24 protein-coding genes are annotated in these 20433 nt (G+C 69.1%); 10 read left to right on the plus strand and 14 right to left on the minus strand.

Going from position 1 to position 20433, the window contains the following annotated elements:
* Nucleotides 1-385: FAD-dependent monooxygenase (locus QMX80_RS12440; RefSeq protein WP_282277364.1), on the minus strand; the 385-nt coding region annotated here is incomplete at its 3' end.
* 117 nt (nt 386-502) lie between these two features.
* Here QMX80_RS12440 and QMX80_RS12445 point away from each other — a divergent pair.
* From QMX80_RS12445 to QMX80_RS12485, 9 genes are all read left to right on the plus strand, one after another.
* A complete protein-coding gene (locus tag QMX80_RS12445; protein WP_282277366.1) occupies nt 503-1084 on the plus strand; it encodes a hypothetical protein in 582 nt (193 codons plus the stop codon).
* Nucleotides 1085-1098: 14 nt separating this feature from the next.
* On the plus strand, nt 1099-1653 hold the full coding sequence (locus tag QMX80_RS12450; RefSeq protein WP_055765718.1) for a cob(I)yrinic acid a,c-diamide adenosyltransferase: 555 nt from the start codon (nt 1099-1101) through the stop codon (nt 1651-1653).
* A gap of 260 nt (nt 1654-1913) precedes the next feature.
* Nucleotides 1914-2831: a histone deacetylase family protein gene (locus QMX80_RS12455; protein ID WP_282277368.1), complete on the plus strand. Its 918-nt coding sequence runs from the start codon at nt 1914-1916 to the stop codon at nt 2829-2831.
* A gap of 99 nt (nt 2832-2930) precedes the next feature.
* A complete protein-coding gene (gene lptD / locus QMX80_RS12460) occupies nt 2931-5366 on the plus strand; it encodes an LPS-assembly protein LptD (protein ID WP_282277370.1) in 2436 nt (811 codons plus the stop codon).
* Entirely contained in the window at nt 5363-6721 is a 1359-nt protein-coding gene (locus QMX80_RS12465) for a peptidylprolyl isomerase (RefSeq protein WP_282277372.1), read from the plus strand. Before lptD ends, QMX80_RS12465 begins: the two co-directional genes overlap by 4 nt.
* Before the next feature lie 4 nt (nt 6722-6725).
* A complete protein-coding gene (gene pdxA / locus QMX80_RS12470; protein ID WP_282277374.1) occupies nt 6726-7706 on the plus strand; it encodes a 4-hydroxythreonine-4-phosphate dehydrogenase PdxA in 981 nt (326 codons plus the stop codon).
* On the plus strand, nt 7703-8515 hold the full coding sequence (gene rsmA / locus QMX80_RS12475) for a 16S rRNA (adenine(1518)-N(6)/adenine(1519)-N(6))-dimethyltransferase RsmA (RefSeq protein WP_273080691.1): 813 nt from the start codon (nt 7703-7705) through the stop codon (nt 8513-8515). Before pdxA ends, rsmA begins: the two co-directional genes overlap by 4 nt.
* Before the next feature lie 36 nt (nt 8516-8551).
* The gene (gene apaG, locus QMX80_RS12480) at nt 8552-8935 is read left to right on the plus strand and encodes a Co2+/Mg2+ efflux protein ApaG (protein ID WP_055765737.1); all 384 of its coding nucleotides are present in this window, start codon (nt 8552-8554) and stop codon (nt 8933-8935) included.
* A complete protein-coding gene (locus QMX80_RS12485) occupies nt 8935-9930 on the plus strand; it encodes a symmetrical bis(5'-nucleosyl)-tetraphosphatase (protein ID WP_055765741.1) in 996 nt (331 codons plus the stop codon). The genes apaG and QMX80_RS12485 overlap by 1 nt, the downstream gene beginning before the upstream one ends.
* 64 nt (nt 9931-9994) lie before the next feature.
* On the opposite strand, the gene QMX80_RS12490 is transcribed toward QMX80_RS12485, so the two are convergent.
* The 12 genes from QMX80_RS12490 to QMX80_RS12545 form a co-directional block, all read right to left on the minus strand.
* Entirely contained in the window at nt 9995-10486 is a 492-nt protein-coding gene (locus tag QMX80_RS12490) for a dihydrofolate reductase (protein ID WP_282277378.1), read from the minus strand.
* A gap of 8 nt (nt 10487-10494) precedes the next feature.
* Complete coding sequence (locus QMX80_RS12495) at nt 10495-11289, minus strand: thymidylate synthase (protein WP_282277379.1); 795 nt, start codon at nt 11287-11289, stop codon at nt 10495-10497.
* Nucleotides 11290-11337: 48 nt separating this feature from the next.
* A complete protein-coding gene (lgt, locus tag QMX80_RS12500; protein WP_282277381.1) occupies nt 11338-12243 on the minus strand; it encodes a prolipoprotein diacylglyceryl transferase in 906 nt (301 codons plus the stop codon).
* A gap of 58 nt (nt 12244-12301) precedes the next feature.
* Nucleotides 12302-12634: a VOC family protein gene (locus tag QMX80_RS12505; RefSeq protein WP_200911339.1), complete on the minus strand. Its 333-nt coding sequence runs from the start codon at nt 12632-12634 to the stop codon at nt 12302-12304.
* 57 nt (nt 12635-12691) lie between these two features.
* Complete coding sequence (locus QMX80_RS12510; protein WP_055765756.1) at nt 12692-13183, minus strand: TPM domain-containing protein; 492 nt, start codon at nt 13181-13183, stop codon at nt 12692-12694.
* Nucleotides 13183-14040, minus strand: a complete 858-nt coding sequence (locus QMX80_RS12515) for a YgcG family protein (RefSeq protein WP_273081537.1) — start codon at nt 14038-14040, stop codon at nt 13183-13185. Before QMX80_RS12515 ends, QMX80_RS12510 begins: the two co-directional genes overlap by 1 nt.
* 28 nt (nt 14041-14068) lie before the next feature.
* The gene (locus QMX80_RS12520; RefSeq protein ID WP_282277382.1) at nt 14069-14437 is read right to left on the minus strand and encodes a hypothetical protein; all 369 of its coding nucleotides are present in this window, start codon (nt 14435-14437) and stop codon (nt 14069-14071) included.
* 4 nt (nt 14438-14441) lie between these two features.
* Nucleotides 14442-15065, minus strand: a complete 624-nt coding sequence (locus tag QMX80_RS12525; protein ID WP_055765768.1) for a LemA family protein — start codon at nt 15063-15065, stop codon at nt 14442-14444.
* A 134-nt stretch (nt 15066-15199) separates the two neighbouring features.
* Nucleotides 15200-15949 (minus strand): TerC family protein, encoded by a 750-nt coding sequence (locus tag QMX80_RS12530; RefSeq protein ID WP_282277385.1) that lies wholly within the window; start codon nt 15947-15949, stop codon nt 15200-15202.
* A 51-nt stretch (nt 15950-16000) separates the two neighbouring features.
* Nucleotides 16001-16381, minus strand: coding sequence for a diacylglycerol kinase (locus QMX80_RS12535; RefSeq protein WP_273080703.1), 381 nt, complete (start codon nt 16379-16381; stop codon nt 16001-16003).
* A gap of 261 nt (nt 16382-16642) precedes the next feature.
* Nucleotides 16643-17944 carry a HAMP domain-containing sensor histidine kinase gene (locus QMX80_RS12540; RefSeq protein WP_055765774.1) on the minus strand — a complete coding sequence of 434 codons (1302 nt, stop codon included), beginning with the start codon at nt 17942-17944 and terminating at the stop codon, nt 16643-16645.
* A gap of 95 nt (nt 17945-18039) precedes the next feature.
* On the minus strand, nt 18040-18753 hold the full coding sequence (locus tag QMX80_RS12545; protein WP_057505422.1) for a response regulator transcription factor: 714 nt from the start codon (nt 18751-18753) through the stop codon (nt 18040-18042).
* Between the two features lie 139 nt (nt 18754-18892).
* On the opposite strand from QMX80_RS12545, the gene QMX80_RS12550 reads away from it, so the two are divergent.
* Nucleotides 18893-19246, plus strand: a complete 354-nt coding sequence (locus tag QMX80_RS12550) for a DMT family protein (protein ID WP_055765780.1) — start codon at nt 18893-18895, stop codon at nt 19244-19246.
* 76 nt (nt 19247-19322) lie between these two features.
* Here QMX80_RS12550 and QMX80_RS12555 read toward each other — a convergent pair whose 3' ends face one another.
* On the minus strand, nt 19323-20249 hold the full coding sequence (locus QMX80_RS12555; RefSeq protein ID WP_282277386.1) for a DUF6607 family protein: 927 nt from the start codon (nt 20247-20249) through the stop codon (nt 19323-19325).
* Nucleotides 20250-20433 lie beyond the last annotated feature (184 nt).

Here is a 20433-nt window from a genome sequence, read left to right on the forward strand (position 1 = left end):
GGGCGGGGGCCGGGCCCCCCCCCCCCCGCGCGGGCCCCCCCCGCGCCCCCCCCCCGCCCCCCGCCACCACCACCTGGCCGAAAGCGTCGCGGCCATAGTCGCCGGCATCCATCACCACGCGCCCGAAATCGCCGGCGCGGCTGACATGGATGCGGCGGATCGGGCCAGGCGCGCCTTCCAGGCGCTGCATCACGCCCAGCGCGGTGAGCGCGTTGACCGTGGCCGCGGCGAAGCTGAGGTTGCGCTGGTCGAACACCGCCGGCAGTTCGCCGGCCGGGGTCGCTTCCACAAGTCCCACGTCCAGCCCCAGCCGGTCCAGCGCGATGGCCAGGCTGGCACCGACCAGTCCGCCACCGACGATCACCACATCATGAAGGTCGCTCATGCCGCCATGATAAAGGCTCGGCCGCCGCAGGCGCCGGGGCGATGCCGCGCTGCAACCGCGGCCACGACGCGACTGCGGCTAGAATGGCGGTCTGATTCCAGCAGATCCTTCATCGCCATGACCGCCAACGTCCAACGCGCCTTCGTCCTGTCCCTGCTCGTGCTGCTGATGGCCGGCACCCGCATCAACCATTTCGCGCCGATCCCGGATGCGTCCTGGGCGGTGTTCTTCATCGGCGGCTTCTACCTGCGCAGCTGGACCCGCTGGGCGTTCCCGCTGCTGATGGCGCTGGCGGTGGTCATCGACTGGGCCGTGATCCGCAGCCAGGGCATGGATTTCTGGGGCCACTACTGCGTCTCGGCAGGCTACTGGGCGCTGGTTCCGGCCCATTTCGCCATGTGGGCCGGCGGCATGCTGCTGCGCCGTTCCTACACCGGCACCAGCTGGCGCGCGCTCGGCCTGTTCGCCGCGACCCTGGTGGGCTCGGTGGTGGTCTGCCACCTGTTCGCGCAGGGCGGCTTCTACTGGACCAGCGACTTCGTCGCCGAACCGACCGTCGCCGGCTGGTTCAAGAACTACACCGACTGGCTGCTGCCGTACATGCGCACCGCCGCCATGTACGCCGGCGCCGCCGCGCTGGTGCAGGTCGCCGTGGAAGCCCTTGGCCGCCAGTCGGCCACCGGCCGCATCGCGCACTGAGCGCGCCACCGGCAATGGGCAACCGTCTCTCCAAGATCTATACCCGCACCGGCGACGATGGCAGCACCGGCCTGGGCGATGGCAGCCGCACCGGCAAGGATTCGCTGCGGGTCAATGCCTACGGCACGGTGGATGAGGCCAACTCGGCCATCGGCGTGCTGCTGGCGGTGGCACTGCCCGATGACGTGCGCGCGCTGCTGACCACGATCCAGCACCAGCTGTTCGACCTGGGCGGCGAGCTGTGCATTCCCGGCCATGCCGCCATCCAGGCGGCCGACATCGACGCGCTGGAACGGCACCTGGACCGCTACAACGACGACCTGCCGCCGTTGAAGGATTTCATCCTGCCGGCCGGCGGCGAGGCGGCGGCGCGCTGCCATCTGGCCCGCACCATCGTGCGCCGCGCCGAGCGCGAGACCGTCGCCCTGGCACGGGTCGAGGACGTGCGTGGCGAGGCCGTGCGCTACCTGAACCGCCTGTCCGACCTGCTGTTCGTGCTGGCGCGGGTACTGGCCCGGGCCGATGGCCACGGCGAAGTGCTGTGGAACCACGAGCGCCGGCGCGCCTGACACGCCGCGCGCCCCGCTGGGACATCACCGGCCAGACCCCACCGGGCTCTGCCCGGCGCTACAGAGCGAAAACGCCTCGTTTTTTGTAGAGCGGCGCAACGCCCCGCTGGGGCATCACCGGGCAAGCCCCGCCGGGCGTTGCCCGGCGCTACAGAGCCGCAACGCCTCAGTCTTCTGTAGAGCGGGGCGACGCCCCGCTGGGGCTTCACCGCCGATGCAGCCCGGCCCCGGCGTCGCCGGGGCTTCGGTTACAGTGCGGCATGCTCGTATTCACCCATCCGGCCTGCCTGGGCCATGACCCCGGGCCCGACCACCCCGAATCGCCCGAACGGCTGCGCGCGGTACTGGATGCGTTGCGCGGGGCGTTCCCCGACCAGCTGGACTGGCGGCAGGCGCCGCCGGCCAAGCTGGGCGAACTGGCGCGGGTGCACGAGCGCGTACTGATCGACGACCTGCTGCAGGCGCAGACCGCGCCACTGCGCCGGATCGACCTGGATACCTTCGCCTCGCCCGGCTCGGCCAGCGCCGCCCTGCACGCCGCCGGCGCCGGGGTGGCCGCGGTCGACGCGGTGATGCACGGCCCGGACCGGCGCGCGTTCTGCGCGGTGCGCCCCCCCGGCCACCACGCCACCGCCGATACCGCGATGGGCTTCTGCCTGTTCAACAACATCGCCGTGGCCGCGGCCTACGCGCGCGACGTGCACGGGCTGGAGCGGATCGCCATCGTCGATTTCGACGTCCACCACGGCAACGGCACCCAGGCGATCTTCGAGACCGACCCGCGCGTGGCCTACTACAGCAGCCACGAATCCGGGCTGTTCCCGTACTCGGGCAGCATGCGCGAGCGCGGCGTGGGCAATGTCTGCAACATCCTGCTGCCGCCGGGCAGCGGCGGGTTCCGCTTCCGCAATACCTGGGCCGACGACCTGCTGCCGCAGGTCGATGCCTTCCGTCCACAGCTGCTGTTCGTCTCGGCCGGCTTCGATGCGCACATGCGCGACCCGCAGGCCGACCTGATGGTCGAGACCGAGGATTTCGGCTGGCTGACCAGCGAACTGGCGGCGCTGGCCGACCGCCATGCCGACGGCCGCCTGGTATCCATGCTCGAGGGCGGCTACGACCTGCAGGCTCTTGCCGAATGCAGCGTGGCCCATGTGCAGGCCCTGCTGGCCCCATGACGGACGCATGAACCCCGCCCCCCGCCCGCCGAAGCCCTTCATTGCCCCCATGCAGTCGATGCGGCAAGCTAGCGGCCGTTTTCTCTGAATCCGATCCGCGTGCGCCGAGCCCTTCGCCTGCTTCCCCTGCCCCTGAGCGTCGCCTTCGGCCTGTCGGCGATGGCCAGCGAGAAGCCGGTGAACTGGAACCTGTGCCCGGCCACCGATGCGCTGCCGGCCTTCGACGAGGCGCCCAAGGCCGATCCGGCCGCGGCCGCCACCCGCGACCAGTTGCCGACCGACATCGAGGGCGACCAGCTCTCCGGCACCAGCACGGTCCCGCAGTACGAGGGCAACGTGGCGCTCAAGCGCGGCGACCAGTTCATGGGCACCGACAACCTGCGCTTCGACACGGAGAGCGGCAACTACATCGCCGAAGGCAATGTGCGCTATTCCGATTCATCGATCCGCCTGACCGCCAAGCGCGCCGAGGGCAACCAGGAAACGGACAGCCACAAGATCAGCGACATCAACTACCAGCTGGTCTCGCGCCGCGGCAACGGCAGCGCCGACTCCATCGACCTGCAGGGCTCGGTCGGGCAGATGCACCGTTCGACCTACACCACCTGCGACCCGTCGCAGCCGGTGTGGAAGCTGTCCGCGCCGCAGATCGAGGTGGACAACGAAGAGGGCTTCGGCACCGCGCGCAATGCGGTGCTGCGCGTCGGCAAGCTGCCGGTGATGTACATGCCCTGGTTCAAGTTCCCGATCGACGACCGGCGCATGACCGGCCTGCTCTATCCCAAGCTGAGCCTGTCCGGGCGCAACGGCTTCGACTACGGCCAGCCGATCTACTTCAACCTCGCGCCGAACTACGACGACACCCTGACCCCGCGCTGGATGAGCAGGCGCGGGCTGCAGTTGAACAACGAATTCCGCTACCTCTACGGCGGCGGCCGTGGCCAGCTGGATACCGAGTGGATGCCGCACGATTCGCTGCGCGACAAGGAGCGCGGCAAGGTCGCCTACAGCGGCTACCACAACATCGACAACCACTGGCAGGCACGCGCCAGCCTGGCCTGGGTCAGCGACGAGCGCTACATGGAGGATTTCGCCAACCGCCTGCTCGGGGTGACCGCCTCCAACCTGCAGAGCACCGCCGGCCTGTACGGCACCGGCCGCACCTGGACCGCCGGCCTGATGGCCGACCACTGGCAGCTGACCGACTACACCCTGACCGAAGCCGCCCTGCCCTACAGCCGCCAGCCGCGCCTGTTCGGCACCTGGGACGACAGTTTCGGCCGCTGGTTCGAGACCGGCGTCTACGCCGAGGCCGTACGCTTCAGCCACGACGACATCCATGGCAAGACCATCGATGCCGATGGCGAGTATGTGCGCGATGGCAGCCTGACCCGGGTCGACGGCGGCTCGCGCCTGGACATCAAGCCCTACGTGTCGATGCCGCTGGCCGGCGCCGCCTGGTACATCACCCCGACCCTGGCCTGGCGCTATACCGCCTATGAGCTGGAACGCGGCCTGGCCGACAGCATCCGCCGCAACCAGCTGATCGCCGCGGGCATCGACCCGGCCACCGCCACCCCGGAACAGCTGCGCGGCAATACCGCGCCGCACCGCAGCCTGCCCATCGCCAGCCTGGACATGGGCCTGTTCTTCGACCGCGAGACCGACATCGGCGGCCAGTCCTACCTGCACACCCTCGAGCCGCGCCTGTTCTACCTGAACACGCCATACCGCGACCAGGACGACCTGCCGCTGTTCGACACCCGTGCCTTCACCTTCAGCTGGGGCCAGCTGTTCCGCGATTCGCGCTTCACCGGCGCCGACCGCCAGAACGACGCCAACCAGCTGACCACGGCCCTGACCACGCGCCTGATCCGCCAGGCCGACGGCCGCGAAAAGCTGTCGGCCAGCATCGGCCAGATCACCTATTTCGAGGATTCGAAGGTCACCCTCGGCGGCAGCGACGCCATCGTCCAGCAGGGCAAGTCGGCCTGGGTGGCGGACGTGAACTGGGCGATCAACGACCGCTGGACCATGGGCAGCACCTACCAGTGGAACCCGAAGTACCGCAAGGAGGACCTGGCCAGCGTGCGCGCGCGCTATCTGCTGCCCGATGACGGCGTGGTCAACCTGACCTACCGCTACCGGCGCAACCCCAGCAACAACACCGACCAGCTCAAGCAGGCCGACCTGTCCTTCCTGTACCCGATCAACCCGCGCTGGAGCATCGTCGGCCGCTATTACTACTCGATGCTCGACCACAAGCCGCTGGAGATCATCGGCGGCGTGCAGTGGGACAGCTGCTGCCTGGCCGTGCGCGCCCTGGCCCGCCGCTATGTGCGCAACCGCGAGGGCGAGATGAACAATTCCTTCCAGGTCGAGTTCGTGCTCAAGGGTCTGAGCTCGGTCGGGCAGGACACGGACCGCACCTTGCGCCGTGCTATTCTCGGCTACAACCGAGACGACCTGTACCTCGTTCCGCCCAGCAACATCGAGGCGAACGACGACGACTACGATCCGAACCTGATTCCATGACCAAGACCCTACCTGCAGTCCTCGCCACCCTGCTGGCGCTTGCCGGCGTGTCCGCACCGGTCGCCGCGCAGCAGACGCAGCCGCTGGACCGCATCGCCGCCGTCGTCGACGAGGACGTGATCCTGCAGAGCGAACTGCAGCGCGCGGTCAACAACATCAAGTCGCAGTACGCCGGCCGCGAGCACCAGCTGCCGCCGGAAGGCGTGCTCGAACGCCAGGTGCTCGAGCGCCTGGTGCTGGTCAAGCTGCAGGTGGCACGCGCCGAAGGCAGCGGCATCCGCGTCAGCGGCGAGGAACTGAACCACGCCGTGGCCAGCATCGCGCAGCAGAACGGCACCGACATCGACGGCCTGCGCCAGCGCCTGGCCCAGGACGGCATCGGCTTCGAGGATTTCCGCAACTCGGTGCGCGAGGAGATCATCACCCAGCGCCTGCGCCAGAGCTTCGCGCAGAGCCGCATCAGCGTCAGCGAGGGCGAAGTGGACGCAGCCCTGGCCCAGCAGAACGCCGGCGGCATGCAGTACCACCTGGCGCACATCCTGGTGGCCCTGCCCGACGGTGCCAGCGCCGAGCAGATCGCCACCGGCCAGAGCAAGGTCGACGGCATCAAGAACCTGGTCGTCAAGGGCGACCTGGACTTCTCCGCCGCCGCGGTGCGCTATTCCGACAGCCCCAACGCGCTGGAAGGCGGCGACCTGGGCTGGCGCAGCCTGGACGAGATCCCCAACGCGTTCTCCGTGCAGATCAAGGCGATGAAGGCCGGCGACGTGATCGGCCCGATCCGTGGCCCGAGCGGCTTCCAGCTGCTCAAGCTGGTGGAAGTGCGCGACGGCGACAGCGCCGCCGGCACCCATACCGTCACCGAATACCATGCCCGCCACATCCTGGTGCGGGTGACCGACCAGGTGGACGACGCCGCGGCCAAGGCCAAGGCCGAGACCCTGAGCGCGCGGATCACCGGCGGCGCCGATTTCCAGGCCACGGCCAAGGAATCGTCCGACGACGCCAACAGCCGCGGCCAGGGCGGCGACCTGGGCTGGTTCCCGGCCGACGCGTTCGGCCCGGACTTCGGCAAGCAGATCGAAGGCGTACAGGATGGCGGCGTCACCGCGCCGTTCCGCACCGACGCCGGCTGGCACATCGTGCAGCGCGTGGCCACGCGCCAGACCGACGTGACCGACGACAACAAGCGTGCGCAGGTCCGCGACACCATCGGCCGCCGCAAGCTGGAAGACGAGTACAACCGCTTCCTGCAGGAGCTGCGTGGCGATGCCTACGTCAGCTTCCGCATCGGCGACCGCGCCGAGGGTACCGCCGAGCCGGCGTCCGGCGCGGCCGAGCCCGCCAAGCCCTGATCCCATGGTTCCCCAGCTCGCTCTGGTCCCGGGCGAGCCTTCCGGGGTAGGCCCGGAACTCTGCATCCGCCTCGTCCAACAGCCGCGCAGCGATTGCCGGCTGCTGGCGTTCGCCGACCCGGACGCGCTGCGCGCCGTCGCCGCCGCGCTCGACCTGCCCCTGAACCTGCTGCCCGAGGAGGCGCAGGCCCGCGCACCGGGCGATCTGCGCCTGCGCGAAATCCGCAACGCCGCTCCTTCCCGCTTCGGCCAGCCCGATGCCGCCAATGCGCGCGCGGTGATCGATGCCCTGCTCGGCGCAGGCCGCGCCTGCCTGGACGGCGAACTCGATGGCGTGGTCACCGGTCCGGTGCACAAGGCGGTCATCAACGAAGGCGGCATCGCCTACAGCGGCACCACCGAACTGCTGGCCGGCCAGGCCGGCGTGGAAGTGGTGATGATGCTGGCCAACGAACTCATGCGCGTGGCCCTGGCCACCACCCACCTGCCGCTGCGCGATGTCGCCGATGCCATCACCGCCGACGGCCTGCGCAACGTCATCGCCACCACCCACGCCGCGCTGCGCCGCGACTTCGGCCTGGCGAGGCCGCGCATCGCCGTGCTCGGCCTGAACCCGCACGCCGGCGAGGATGGGCACCTCGGCCGCGAGGAACTGGATGTCGTCATCCCGCTGCTGGAACGGCTGCGCGGCGAAGGCCTGGACCTGGTCGGCCCGCTGCCCGCCGACACCGCGTTCCTGCCGGCCAGGCTGCGCGGCTTCGACGCGGTGCTGGCGATGTACCACGACCAGGGCCTGCCGGTGCTCAAGTACAGCGGCTTCGAGCAGGCGGTGAACATCACCCTGGGCCTGCCGTATCCGCGCGTGGCAGTCGATCACGGCACCGCGCTGGACCTGGCCGGCAAGGGCACGGCCGACCCCTCCAGCCTGCAGGCCGCCACCGCGCTGTGCGCGCGGCTGGCCGCACAACGTAAAATCACCCGATGAACTCCTCCCATTCCCCGCGCGCCGGCGCCGGTTTCACCGCGCCGGCGAAGAAACAGCTGGGCCAGCACTTCCTGGCCGATGCGCACTACGTCGAGAAGATCGTGCTGGCGGTCAACCCGAAGCCCGGCGACCGCCTGGTCGAGATCGGCCCGGGCCAGGGCGCCATCACCTTCCCGCTGCTGCGCCGCCATCCGCAGCTGACGGTGATCGAGTTCGACCGCGACCTGATCGCCCCGCTCACCGCCGCGGCCGCGCCGCTGGGCGAGCTGACCATCGTCCACCGCGACGTGCTGCAGGTCGATTTCACCGAACTGGCCGGCGGCGCGCCGATCCGGCTGGTCGGCAACCTGCCCTACAACATTTCCTCACCGATCCTGTTCCACGCGCTGGAGCATGCCGCGGCGATCTCGGACATGACCTTCATGCTGCAGAAGGAAGTGGTGGACCGCATGGCCGCCGCGCCCGGCAGCAAGGTCTATGGCCGCCTGAGCGTGATGCTGCAGGCGTGGTGCCAGGTGACCTCGCTGTTCGTGGTGCCGCCGGGCGCGTTCCGGCCGCCGCCGAAGGTCGACTCGGCGGTGGTGCGGCTGGTGCCGCGCGATCCGGCCACGGTCGGCATCGCCGATCCCCGGCACTTCGCCAACCTGGTCAAGGCCGCCTTCGGCCAGCGCCGCAAGACCCTGCGCAACGCCTTGAACGGCATCGTCGACGAAGCCGGCTTCGCCGCCACCGGCGTGCGCAGCGACGCGCGCGCCGAACAACTGGACGTGGCCGATTTCATCGCACTGGCCAACGCCACCGCCGCCTGACGTCCGCTCCACCCGCTTTTGCTTACACTTGCCCGCATGGACGATTCCCGCCACTACGCGATCGAGATCGAGGTATCGCCTCGATTCGTCGACGAACAGTCGGCCCCCGAGGATGGGCGCTACGCGTTCGCCTACACGATCCGCATCCACAACCGCGGCACCGTGCCGGCGCGCCTGATCAGCCGCCACTGGCGGATCACCGACGGCAACGGCCGCACCGAACGCGTGGACGGCGACGGCGTGGTCGGCGAACAGCCGCGGCTGCGCCCGGGCGAGGAATTCCGCTATACCTCCGGGGTCATGCTCGGCACCGAGCGCGGCACCATGCAGGGCCATTACGACATGCTGGCCGACGACGGCACCGAATTCGCCGCCCCCGTCGCCCCGTTCGTGCTCTCCATCCCCAGGACGCTGCACTGATGGCCACCTGGGCGATAGGCGACCTGCAGGGCTGCTACGACGTCACCCAGCGGCTGCTGGAGAAGATCAACTTCGACCCGGCCGCCGACCGGCTGTGGTTCTGCGGCGACCTGGTCAACCGCGGCGGGCAGTCGCTGGAGACCCTGCGCCTGGTGCACTCGCTGCGCGAGCACAGCGTGGTGGTGCTGGGCAACCACGACCTCTCGCTGCTGGCCGTCGGCGCGCGCAGCCCGGAGGAACAGCGCAAGGTCAACCCGGACCTGCAGCGCGTCGTGCTCGCCGAGGACCGCGACGTGCTGCTGGACTGGCTGCGCCTGCAGAAACTCGTGCACGTGGACCGCGAACTGGGCTGGATGATGTTCCATGCCGGCCTCGCGCCGAAGTGGACCGTGGCGCTGGCCGAGAAGCACGCCCGCGAAGTCGAACAGCAGCTGCACGGCAACGGCTACCGCAAGCTGCTGCGCAACATGTACGGCGACGGTCCGGTCTGGGCGCCGAACCTGACCGGATACGAGCGCTCGCGCGCGATCATCAATTTCTTCACCCGTATGCGCTATTGCACGCCGCGCGCGCGCATCGGCATGGAAGACAAGGGCACGCCCGGCACCCAGCAGCAGGGCATGTACCCATGGTTCGAAGTGCCGGGCCGGGTCGAGCGCGAGCTGAAGATGGTCTGCGGCCACTGGTCGGCGCTGGGCCTGACCATCACCCAGGGCGTGCACGCCATCGACACCGGCGCGGTCTGGGGCGGCAAGCTCACCGCGCTGCAGCTGGACAGCGAAGAACTGCGCGTGGTGCAGGTGCCCGGTCGCGATGTGCCGGCCCCGGTGCCCGGCGCCCACCCGCCACGCAGGCCGCCGGCCGAACGCCGCCCGGAACCGCGCGGCGAAGCGCAGGGTGAACGCCGCGAACCGCGACGCCGGTCGCGCCGGCATCGCCCTCACAACAGTGGAAACGGCGGCGGAACTCCCCGGCAGGAGCCACCCAAACCGTAGCAGCGCGCGGTGATGCGCAATGAGGCTTTGGTGTCGGCAAAGCCCGATTGCGCATGGCGCGTTGCTATCGACGCAGGTAATGGACGAAGCGGAAAGCGAAGGCGTGCCGCGCGTCTGCCGGATGCGGCTGGCTGTCCACTTCCTGCCACAGCGCGGGGTCGACCTCGGGGAAATGCGTGTCGGCCACGACCTCGGCATCCACCCGGGTCAGGTACAGGTCCGTGGCCTGGTCGATCAGCAACCGGTAGATCTCGCCGCCGCCGATCACGCACAGTTCGCCAGCGCCTTCGGCGGCCGCGATGTCCCGGGCTTCATCCAGCGAGGCCACCGCGCGCATGCCGTCGAACGGCACCTGTCCGCCGCGGGTAAGCACCAGGTTGGTCCGCCCCGGCAGCGCGCGGCCGAGAGACTCGGCGGTCTTCCGCCCCATCAGGATCGGCTTGCCGAGGGTAAGCGCCTTGAAATGCCTGAAGTCGTCCGGCAGGTGCCACGGCATCGCGTTGCCGTGGCCGATGCCGTGGTTGCGGTCCAGCGCGGCGATGAGCGAGAGCTTCATCGCACCGCTCACACCGCCACCGGTGCCTTGATCGCGGGCAACGGGTCGTAGCCGTCGATGCGGATGTCGTCGAAGGTGAAACCGAACAGGTCGGTGACTTCCGGGTTCAACCACAGCTTCGGCAGCGCGCGCGGCTGGCGGGACAACTGTTCGCGGGCCTGTTCGAAGTGGTTCGAATACAGGTGCGCGTCGCCCAGCGTATGCACGAAATCGCCGACGCCCAGGCCGGTGGCCTGCGCCACCATGTGCGTGAGCAGCGCATAGCTGGCGATGTTGAACGGCACGCCGAGGAAGATGTCGCCGCTGCGCTGGTACAGCTGGCAGCTGAGCCTGCCGTCGGCCACATAGAACTGGAACAGGTTGTGGCAGGGCATCAGCGCCATCTGCGACAGCTCGCCCACGTTCCAGGCACTGACCACCAGCCGCCGCGAATCCGGGTTGCGCCGGATCTCCTCCACCAACCACTGCATCTGGTCGATCTCCCGCCCGTCGGCAGCGGTCCAGCTGCGCCACTGCTTGCCGTAGACCGGGCCGAGGTCGCCGTTGGCATCGGCCCATTCGTCCCAGATCCGCACCTGGTTGTCCTTCAGGTAGCCGATGTTGGTATCGCCCTTCAGGAACCACAGCAGCTCGTGGATGATCGAGCGCAGGTGCAGCTTCTTGGTGGTGACCAGCGGGAAACCTTCGTTGAGGTCGAAGCGCATCTGCCAGCCGAACACGCTGCGCGTGCCGGTGCCGGTACGGTCGGACTTTTCGGTGCCGTGATCGAGCACGTGGCGCAGCAGGTCCAGGTATTGCTTCATTTCTCGCCTCCGGCGAAGGGCTTCATTTTTCGCCTCCGGCGCAGGGCCTCACGCCTTGTCTCCCACCGGCAGCACCGGCTGCAGCGTCGGCGCGCGCCGCGACATCGCCAGCAGCGCCAGCCCCAGCGCGATCAGCGGCAGGCTCAGCAGCTGGCCGCGGGTGAACCAGCCGAAGGCCAGGTAGACGCCGTTGTCGGGCATGCGCACGAATTCCACCAGGAACCGGAAACAGCCGTACATCAGCGCGAACAGGCCGGACACCGCGTAGCGCGGGCGCGGCTTCATCGAGTAGACCCACAGCACGGCGAACATCACCAGCCCTTCCAGCACCGCTTCATACAGCTGCGAGGGATGGCGCGCGTACTGGGTGAGCAGGCCGGCGGCATAGTCCTGCCTGATCTGCGCGGCCGACATCAGCTGCTCCATGGTCGGCAGGCCTGCGGGCACGTCCTTGAGCGGCGCATGCGGGAACACCACGCCCCAGCCGGCGTGGGTGAACTTGCCCCACAACTCGCCGCCGACGAAATTGCCGAGCCGGCCGAAGCCCAGCCCCAACGGCACCAGCGGGGCGACGAAGTCGATGGTGTCGAAGTAGTGCAGCGCATGCTTGCGGGTCCACCACCAGCCGGCGGCCATGACGCCGAGCAGGCCGCCGTGGAAGCTCATGCCCCCTTCCCATACGCGCAGCAGGATCAGCGGGTTGTGCAGGAAATCGGCGGTGGCGTAGAACAGCATGTAGCCGATGCGCCCGCCCAGCACCACGCCGAGCATGGCGTAGAACAGCAGGTCGGAGAAACCATTCATGTCCACGCCCGGCAGGCGCCCGGCGCGGATGCGGGCGCGCCCCAGCCACCACGCCGCGGCGAAACCGAGCAGGTACATGATGCCGTACCAGTGCACCTTGATCGGCCCGAGGGAAAAGGCGATCGGGTCTATGTCGTGGAGGTAGATCATGCGCGTGCGGATTGGCCTGGATTGAGGGGTGCCGAAGAAGGCGCCGGTGGATGCATTGTCAGTCCTGCTGCTGGAACGCCACGTAATAGCCGTTGCAGTCGTTGATGGCGAACTCGCGGGTGCCGTAGGGCATGTCCTGCAGCGGCCACGCGACCGTGACCCTGTCCCGGACCTGCTCCCACAGCGCGTCCACGTCGGCGACCGCGATGTAGAGCGTGCCGGACAAGGCCGGCGGCATCTTCCACAGATCCGTCCCGGTGAAGAGCAGCGCACAGCCGTGGCCCTCGACCACCAGCGGCTCCCGGCCCATCGGCGAGACCGAGAAGCCCGGCAGCGAGGCATAGAACGCGCCCGTCTCCGGGAGGCTGTTGCAACGCAGGAGAAGACTCAACGCCATGTACCGCTCGCGGCCGGATCCATGTAACGGGAGGACGCCATTCTCGCCGGTTCAGCCCAGGATGTGGGGCTGATCGGGCAATTCGTTGTCCCGGGGTTGCCGCGGATCGGCAGGAAAATGCCCCGCCAGCAGGGCCGAGATCTCCGCCACAGCCGCCAGTACCGCCGCCTCCAGGTCGCCATCGCGCTGGCGCCGGCCGAAGTCCTCGCAGACCTGCCGCCACTGCGCGGCCTCGATGCGTCCGCGCAGGCCGCGGTCGGCGACGATCTCGATGGCGTGGTCGGCCAGCAGCAGGTAGACCAGCACGCCGTTGTTGGCCTGCGTGTCCCAGGTGCGCAGTAGGGCGAAGGCGTGTTCGGCGCGCTCGCGCGGCGACACGCCGCGCCACAGCGCCGTCAGCGGCAGGTCGGATTCGACCGCGAACATGACCTGCCCGGCATGCCGGCGCTCGCCATCGGCGATGGCGCGGGCGATGCGGTCCAGGCTGGCCGCGGGAAACCGCGTGTGCGCGGAAGGCGAAAAAAGATGGCGCAGCCAGCGCATCACCAGCTCCCCGAGGCGCCGCCGCCTCCCGAACGCCCACCGCCGCCGGACCAGCCGCCACCGCCGAAACCGCCCCCACCAAATCCTCCGCCCCCGAAGCCGCCCCTGCCGAAACCGCCGCCGCCGGCGAAACCACCGGGTGACAGCCCGCCCAGCGACAGGAAGAAGGCCGCCGCCGCGGCGATGCCGCCCCCGGCCAGCGACAGCAGCAGCCAGCCCGCGCCGCCGCCGAGCAGCGCGGCCAGCACGCCTTTCAACGGACGCGAACGGCGTGCGAACAGCAGCCGTGCCAGCATCGAGGCGAAGCCGCCGATGAACAGCGCGACGAAGAAGGTGGCGTCGCCATCGCCCGGGTCGCGGTTGCTGGCCACCGGCGCCGGCAGTTCCTCGCCATCGACCAGTTTGACCAGCGCCGCCGTGGCCTCGGTGATGCCGCCGGCATAGTCGTTGTCGCGAAAACGCGGCACCAGGTATTCCTGGATCACCCGGTTGGCGATGGCATCGGGAATCGCGCCCTCCAGCCCGTAGCCCGGCTCGATGCGCACGCGGCGGTCGTTCCTGGCGACCACCAGCAGCACGCCGTCGTCCACGCCCTTGCGGCCGATGCTCCACTGGTCGAAAACGCGGGTGGTGTACTGGGCGATGTCCTCCGGCTGCGTGCTGGGCACGATCAGCACCTGCAGCTGGCTGCCCTTGCGCTGCTGCAGGGCCAATGCCTGCTGCACCAGCGCCTGCCGCTGCGCCGCGTCCAGGGTGCCGGTGGTATCCACCACCGGTGAGTCCAGCGGCGGGATCGGCGCCAGTGCCTGCGCCAACGCACTGCCTGCCGATACCAGCATCAGGCAACACAGCAGCATCCGGCCCGCGATACGAAGCCTGCGCATTTCACCAACTCCCCGAAGCGCCGCCGCCACCGCTGCGGCCGCCAGCGCCGATCCAGCGCCTGCCATGCCCGGACGGGCTGCGCCGGCTCCTCTTCGGGTTGACCATCAAGGCCGAAACCAGCCCGTACAGCGCCAGCAGCAACGCACCGGCGAGCGGCTTCAGCCAGTTCGCCCATGCCAGCAGCAGCGCGCAGGACATGGCCATCGGCACTGCCCAGACACCCATGAACATCCCGCCAAAGCCCGCCAGCCCCATGCCGATCACGATGCGCGGCCAGCGCCGGCGCGCGTGCTCCGTCAGCAACAGGGCGATGAAGGCCATGAAGAATCCCATGATCCCACCCGCCACCAATTGCGGCCCGATCGTCATCCCGTCACTGCGCCGCTGCCGGCTGCGGGTCCTGCGGCTGCGGCCTGGTACCGAAATCCACCGCCGGCGGCTGTGCGATCTGCGCCTCGTTCTCGACGGTGAAGTTCGGCTTGGCCTGGTAGCCGAACAGCTTGGCGGTGATCACCTGCGGGAACGAGCGGATATAGGTGTTGTAGTCCTGCACCAGCTGGATGTAGCGGCCGCGCGCGACGGTGATGCGGTTCTCGGTGCCTTCCAGCTGCGCCTGCAGGTCGCGGAAGTTCTGGTCGGACTTGAGCGTCGGGTAGTTCTCGCTGACCACCAGCAGCCGCGACAGCGCGCTGCCCAGTTCGCCCTGCGCCTGCTGGAACTGCTTCAGCGAAGCCTCGTCGTCGGCGTTGACCTGGATCTGCCCGACCCGCGAGCGCGCGTTGGTCACCTCGGTCAGTACCTGCCGCTCCTGCTGGGCATAGCCCTGCACGGTGTTGACCAGATTGGGGATCAGGTCGGCGCGGCGCTTGTACTGGTTGATCACCTCGGACCAGCCGGCCTTGACCGCCTCGTCCTTCTGCTGGATGGCGTTGTAGCCACAGCCGGAAATCGAACCCGCCACGAGGGCGAGCAGCATCACACGGAGGAACTGGCGCATGGGCGGGTCCTGGGGCGGCTGGAGTCCGCAGCATGCCACCACCGGTGTTCAACGTGTGCATACGACAAGGGCCGGCATCGGCCGGCCCTCGTCAGGTCGCCGCCACCGGCAGGGCGCCGGCGGCAGGCAATCGCTTACCAGTTGTCCGAGCCCGGGACGTGGTGCTCCTTGGCGTTGCGGCGCATCAGCAGGTTCAGCCACTCCACCAGCACCGAGAAGCCCATCGCCGCGTAGATGTAGGGCTTGGGCACGTGCAGGTCCAGGCCATCGAGCACCAGCACCGCGCCGACCAGCAGGATGAAGGCCAGCGCCAGCAGCTTCACGGTCGGGTTGGCGTCGATGAAACGGCCCAGCGGATTGGCCGCCAGCAGCATCACCGCCACCGACAGCAGCACCGCGCAGACCATCACCGGGACGTGGTCGGCGATGCCGACGGCGGTGATCACCGAGTCCAGCGAGAACACGATGTCGATGACGGCGATCTGCGCGATCACCATGCCGAACGTAGCCGAGGCCCGGGTGGTGGTCGGGTCCTGGTCCTCGCCGCCGCTGACCAGTTCGCGGATTTCCTTGGCGCCCTTGTAGAGCAGGAACAGGCCGCCGACGATCAGCACCAGGTCGCGGATCGAAATGCCCATGCCGGCGATGGTGAACAGGTTGCTCTCCATGTGCGCCAGGTAGGCCAGCGAGACCAGCAGCATGATGCGGGTGATGCAGGCCACGGCGATGCCGACGCGGCGCGCCAGCGGCCGCCGGTGCTCGGGCAGGCGCCCGACGGCGATGGAGATGAACACCAGGTTGTCGATGCCGAGCACGATTTCCAGCGCGCTGAGCATGAACAGGGTGACCCATACGTTCGGGTCGGCAAGGAACTCAAAAGACATGCAGGCAATCCTTCAACAAAGACCGTACACCACCACCGCGCGGCAGGGCGCTCAGAGAATCCGGGGCGCCAGGATCAGCCCCCAGCACAGCAGCACGTTCATCATCAGCACGAACACCGCCGCCGAGCCCATGTCCTTGGCGCGTCCGGCCAGCACGTGGAACTCGGGGCCGTAGCGTTCGATCACCGCCTCGATGGCCGAATTGGCCAGTTCCATGGCGATCACCAGCAGCATCGAGCCGACCAGCAGCACGCGTTCCACCGGGGTCTGCCCCAGCCACAGCGCCAGCGGGGCCAGCACCACGAACAGGTAGACCTCAAGCCGGAACGAGGATTCGTGCTTCCAGGCCGCGGTCAATCCCTGCCACGACCATACCGCCGCCTTGAGCACGCGCGCCGGGCCGCGCGGCAGGTTGCCGATCTCGTCAGCCATGGGCACGGCCATCGGTCGAACCGGCACGGACGGCCGGAACAGGGCGGAAACGGGAAATATCCATGCAGGCGGCCGTGGCGATGAACAGCGCGGGATTCTGCCACAGGCGCCCTGTCGGCGCCCTGTCGTCACTCCCCCCGCCCTTCTATCTTCCGGGGGAGGGCATGGGCGGCGCGCTGCCGGCCGGTGTGGCATGGGCCGCTGCGCGTCTGCGCCGCACATCCGCGCGCGCCGCCTTCCTCCGGTTGGCCATGCCGCCGGCTATCCGCCCGAGCCGTCACCCGGGGATTGGCGGGAAAAACGCACCGTCACCTTCGTGCCCTGCCCCGGCCTGCTGTCCAGTTCGATGCGCCAGCCGAACCGCTCGCACAGGCGATGCACGATGGGCATGCCCAGCCCATGGCCCTGGCGCCGCTCCGGTTCGACGCGGAAGAACGGCTCGAAGATCCGCGCCAGCGCTTCGGGCGACATGCCGATGCCGGTATCGCACACCACCACCCGGTCGGCCTCCACATAGGCGTCGACACGGCCGGCGTCGGTGTAGTTGCAGGCATTGCGCAGCAGGTTGCCGATCACCACGTGCAGCACCTGCGGCGGCACCCGCAGCGGACAGGCGGCGGCGACATGGACCTCCAGTTCGACCGGTCGCCCGGCCAGGCTGCCGCGGGCGTTGGCCGCCTCGTAACGGACCACGTCGGCCACCTCGACCCATTCGGCCTGCGGTTCGATGTTGGCTTCGCGCGCCAGGATCAGCAGCGCGTCGATCAGCGCCTCCATGTCGCGGCCGGCGCGCTGGATGCGCTGCAGGCTGCGCTGCAGCCCCGGGCTCAGCTCCTGCGAGCCCAGCGCCATGTCGCTGGCCATGCGGATCACGGTGAGGGGCGTACGCAGCTCGTGGCTCGCGTCGCGGGTGAAATTGCGCTCGCGCGCAACATGGTCGCCGATGCGTCCGGCCATCGTGTGCAGGGCGCCGGCCAGTTGCCGCACCTCGCCCTGGACATCGGGCGGCAGCCGCTCCGGCGCCAGCTCGCTGGCGTCCGGGTACAGCGGGTCCCACTGCGACACGCGCCGCGCCAGCCAGGTCACCGGCGACACGACGCGGTGCGAAACATGGTAGGTCAGCCACGAGGCGCCATAGACCGCCAGCAGGATCAGCAGTACCGGCACCACCCCGAACCAGAAGGCCAGGTGCTGGGCCCGCGAGCGCAGGAACACCAGGTACAGCCGGCCGCCCGGCTTGTCGTCCACCAGCACCAGTTGGTCGGCATCGCCGATCTCGTGGAAGCCCGGCGCCAGCGCGCGCAGGTCGGCGGGCAGGCTCAACGGCGACTGCCCGGTTTCCAGCAGGTAGCCGCGGATGTTGCTGGTATTGGGTGGCGGCTGCACCGGCGATGCGGCGTGCAGTTCCCAGAAGTGCGCGGCCTCTTCCTTGAGCAGCGCGTTGACCAGCCCGAACTTGACCACCAGCAGCACCAGGTAGCCGCCCAGCAGCACCGCAAGGCCGGCCAGCAGCGCCTGCAGCATGAAAGCGGTCCTGATCTTGCGCGGCAACCCGTGCAGCATCGCAGCCCCGGCGGTGATCCTGTGCGGTTAGGGGAAGGGGAACCGGGCCGCAGCACGGCCCTTCCCTTCGCGACGGAGTGCGTTCGCCGGCATGCTCAGCCCATCGGCTGGGCGATGTCGGCGATGCGGTAGCCCGCGCTCTGCACGGTATGCAGCAACGGCCGGTCGAACGGCTTGTCGATGATCTTGCGCAGGTTGTACAGGTGGCTGCGCAGGGTGTCCGAATCCGGCAGGCCGTTGCCCCAGATCTCGCGCTCGATCTCCTGCCGGGTCACCACACGCGGCGATTCGCGCATCAGGATGGTCAGCAGGCGCAGGCCGATGGGCGAGAGCTGCAGTTCGGTGCCGGCGCGGGTGGCGCGCATGCTGACCGGGTCCAGCACCAGGTCGGCGACCTTCAGCACTTCCGCGCCCACCTGGCGGCGCTCGCGGCGGATCAGTGCGCGCAGGCGCGCTTCCAGTTCCTGGATGGCGAACGGCTTGGTCAGGTAGTCGTCGGCGCCGAAACCCAGGCCGGTGAGCTTGTCGTCCAGCGTGTCGCGCGCGGTCAGCATCAGCACCGGCGTGGACTTGCGGGCCTCGTTGCGCAGGCGGCGGCAGACTTCGATGCCGTCAAGGCGCGGCAGCATCAGGTCCAGCACCACCACGTCATAGCTGTTTTCCGCTGCCAGCCGATAGCCGTCAAGGCCATCGCAGGCATAGTCCACCTCGAATCCCTTGCCTTCCAGGTACTCGCCGATCATCTCGGAGATGTTGCGGTTGTCCTCGATGACGAGCACCAGTCCGGACGATTCCTTGGTCTGTCGCATGGAGCCTCCTCGTTCTTCAGCTTTGTGAAAGATGCCGTACCCGGAGTGGATCCCATGTGAAGAAAAGGTGTCACGGCGCTGATCGTCCAGCCAGCCGGCGCTGCCCCTATGCTATGCGCGCCCTGCCCCGGACTCGGACATGCCTGCCCCGCCCTTCACCGCCTATCTGTACCCGGTACTGCTGCTGGCCGCCAGCAACGTATTCATGACCTTCGCCTGGTACGGGCATCTGAAGTACCGCTCGGCGCCGCTGCTGGCGGTGATCCTGGCCAGCTGGGGCATCGCTTTCTTCGAATATTGCCTGCAGGTGCCGGGCAACCGCCTGGGCGCGGCCGTCTATTCGGCGCCGCAGCTCAAGGGCATGCAGGAGGTGATCACCCTGCTGGTCTTCGCCGGGTTCTCGGCGGCCTACCTGGGCCAGCCGTTGAAATGGAACCATTGGGCGGCGTTCGCCCTGATCGCGGTCGCCGCGCTGCTGATGTTCAAGGAATGAGGCACGGGCGCGAACCCGGCCCCGGCCTTGCCGTCCGGGATCGCGTTCGCAGGGCCGGCCGCATCCGCGCCGCCGCTCAGTCGCCGCGCGGGGCCTTCTCGACGAATTCAGCGAACACCGCGTCGATCCGCGCATCGGCCACCTTGCCACCGGCCTGTACCTCGTCGGCCTGGGTGAACAACGGGATGATCATCGCCATGCCGTCGACTTTGGTCTTCAGGTGCGCGCCCGGGGCCTGGCCCAGGAAGCCGTCCCAGTGCCGGCGCACCTTCGCCCAGTAGCCGGCCGTGGCGCTCCAGTACTCGCGGGCCGGAGTGAAGTCCACATCCGTGGTGCGGATGTAATCGTTGAAGCCGAACTCGCGCGCGATTTCCTGCTGCGTGCCGTCGGCACTGCGCTGCACCTTGGTGTTGAACTGCTCGTGGGTCCAGCCGTTGGGCGTGAGCGTATGCCGGTTGACCATCGCCAGCGCGTTGTAGTCGCTGCGGCGGGTGTACTCGCGCCGCGGCAGCGGGCGCCAGCCCGCATCGCTGGTCCAGCTGGGCACGCCATTGTCGTAGCTCCACCTGCCGGTGCCGCAATAGCGCGGCGCGTCGCTGACCTCGTAGACGCACTGGGTCCATGCGCCCTGGTTGAGCGCGGCGGGAACCGCGCGCACCCGCCAGGTCTGGTCGGCGCTGAACTCGAAACGGGCCGGCGCCTCGTAGGTCCAGTCCTGCCGCCAGTGCTTGGTGACGTGGCCGCTCTTCGGATCCATCAGCAGGTGCTGCAGCACGATGCGCGTCGGCGCGTCCTCGACCACCACCACCAGTTCGCTGCCGCCGCTGCGCATCGCCGGCGCGCGCTCGTAGCCCGGCTTGAGCAGCACGGTCTCGTCGAAAGCGAAGTCCACGGCGTACTCGCCCTGCATCCGCAGGATGGTGTCGTGGTCGCGTGCGATGTCGGCGGCGCTGGCGGTGCCGGCGACCAGCGCGAGGCAGGCAAGAAAGGGGGCGGATCTCATCGGTGGCTCCTGCCCGGCGTCGGGCGCAGCGGCCATCCGTGGCCGGATCGTCTTCAGCGGCCGGAGGCGCGAAGTGCGCGGCCAGGCACTCCGGCAAGCCGCGGACATATCGAGCCCTTGGCTTGGCGCCCCGGCCCCCCGCGCGGCCCCGGCGCGGCCCAGGGGGGGGGGCAACGGGGAATCG

The organism is Stenotrophomonas sp. PS02297, assembly GCF_029959705.1.
GTDB classification, from domain to species: Bacteria; Pseudomonadota; Gammaproteobacteria; order Xanthomonadales; family Xanthomonadaceae; genus Stenotrophomonas; species Stenotrophomonas nitritireducens.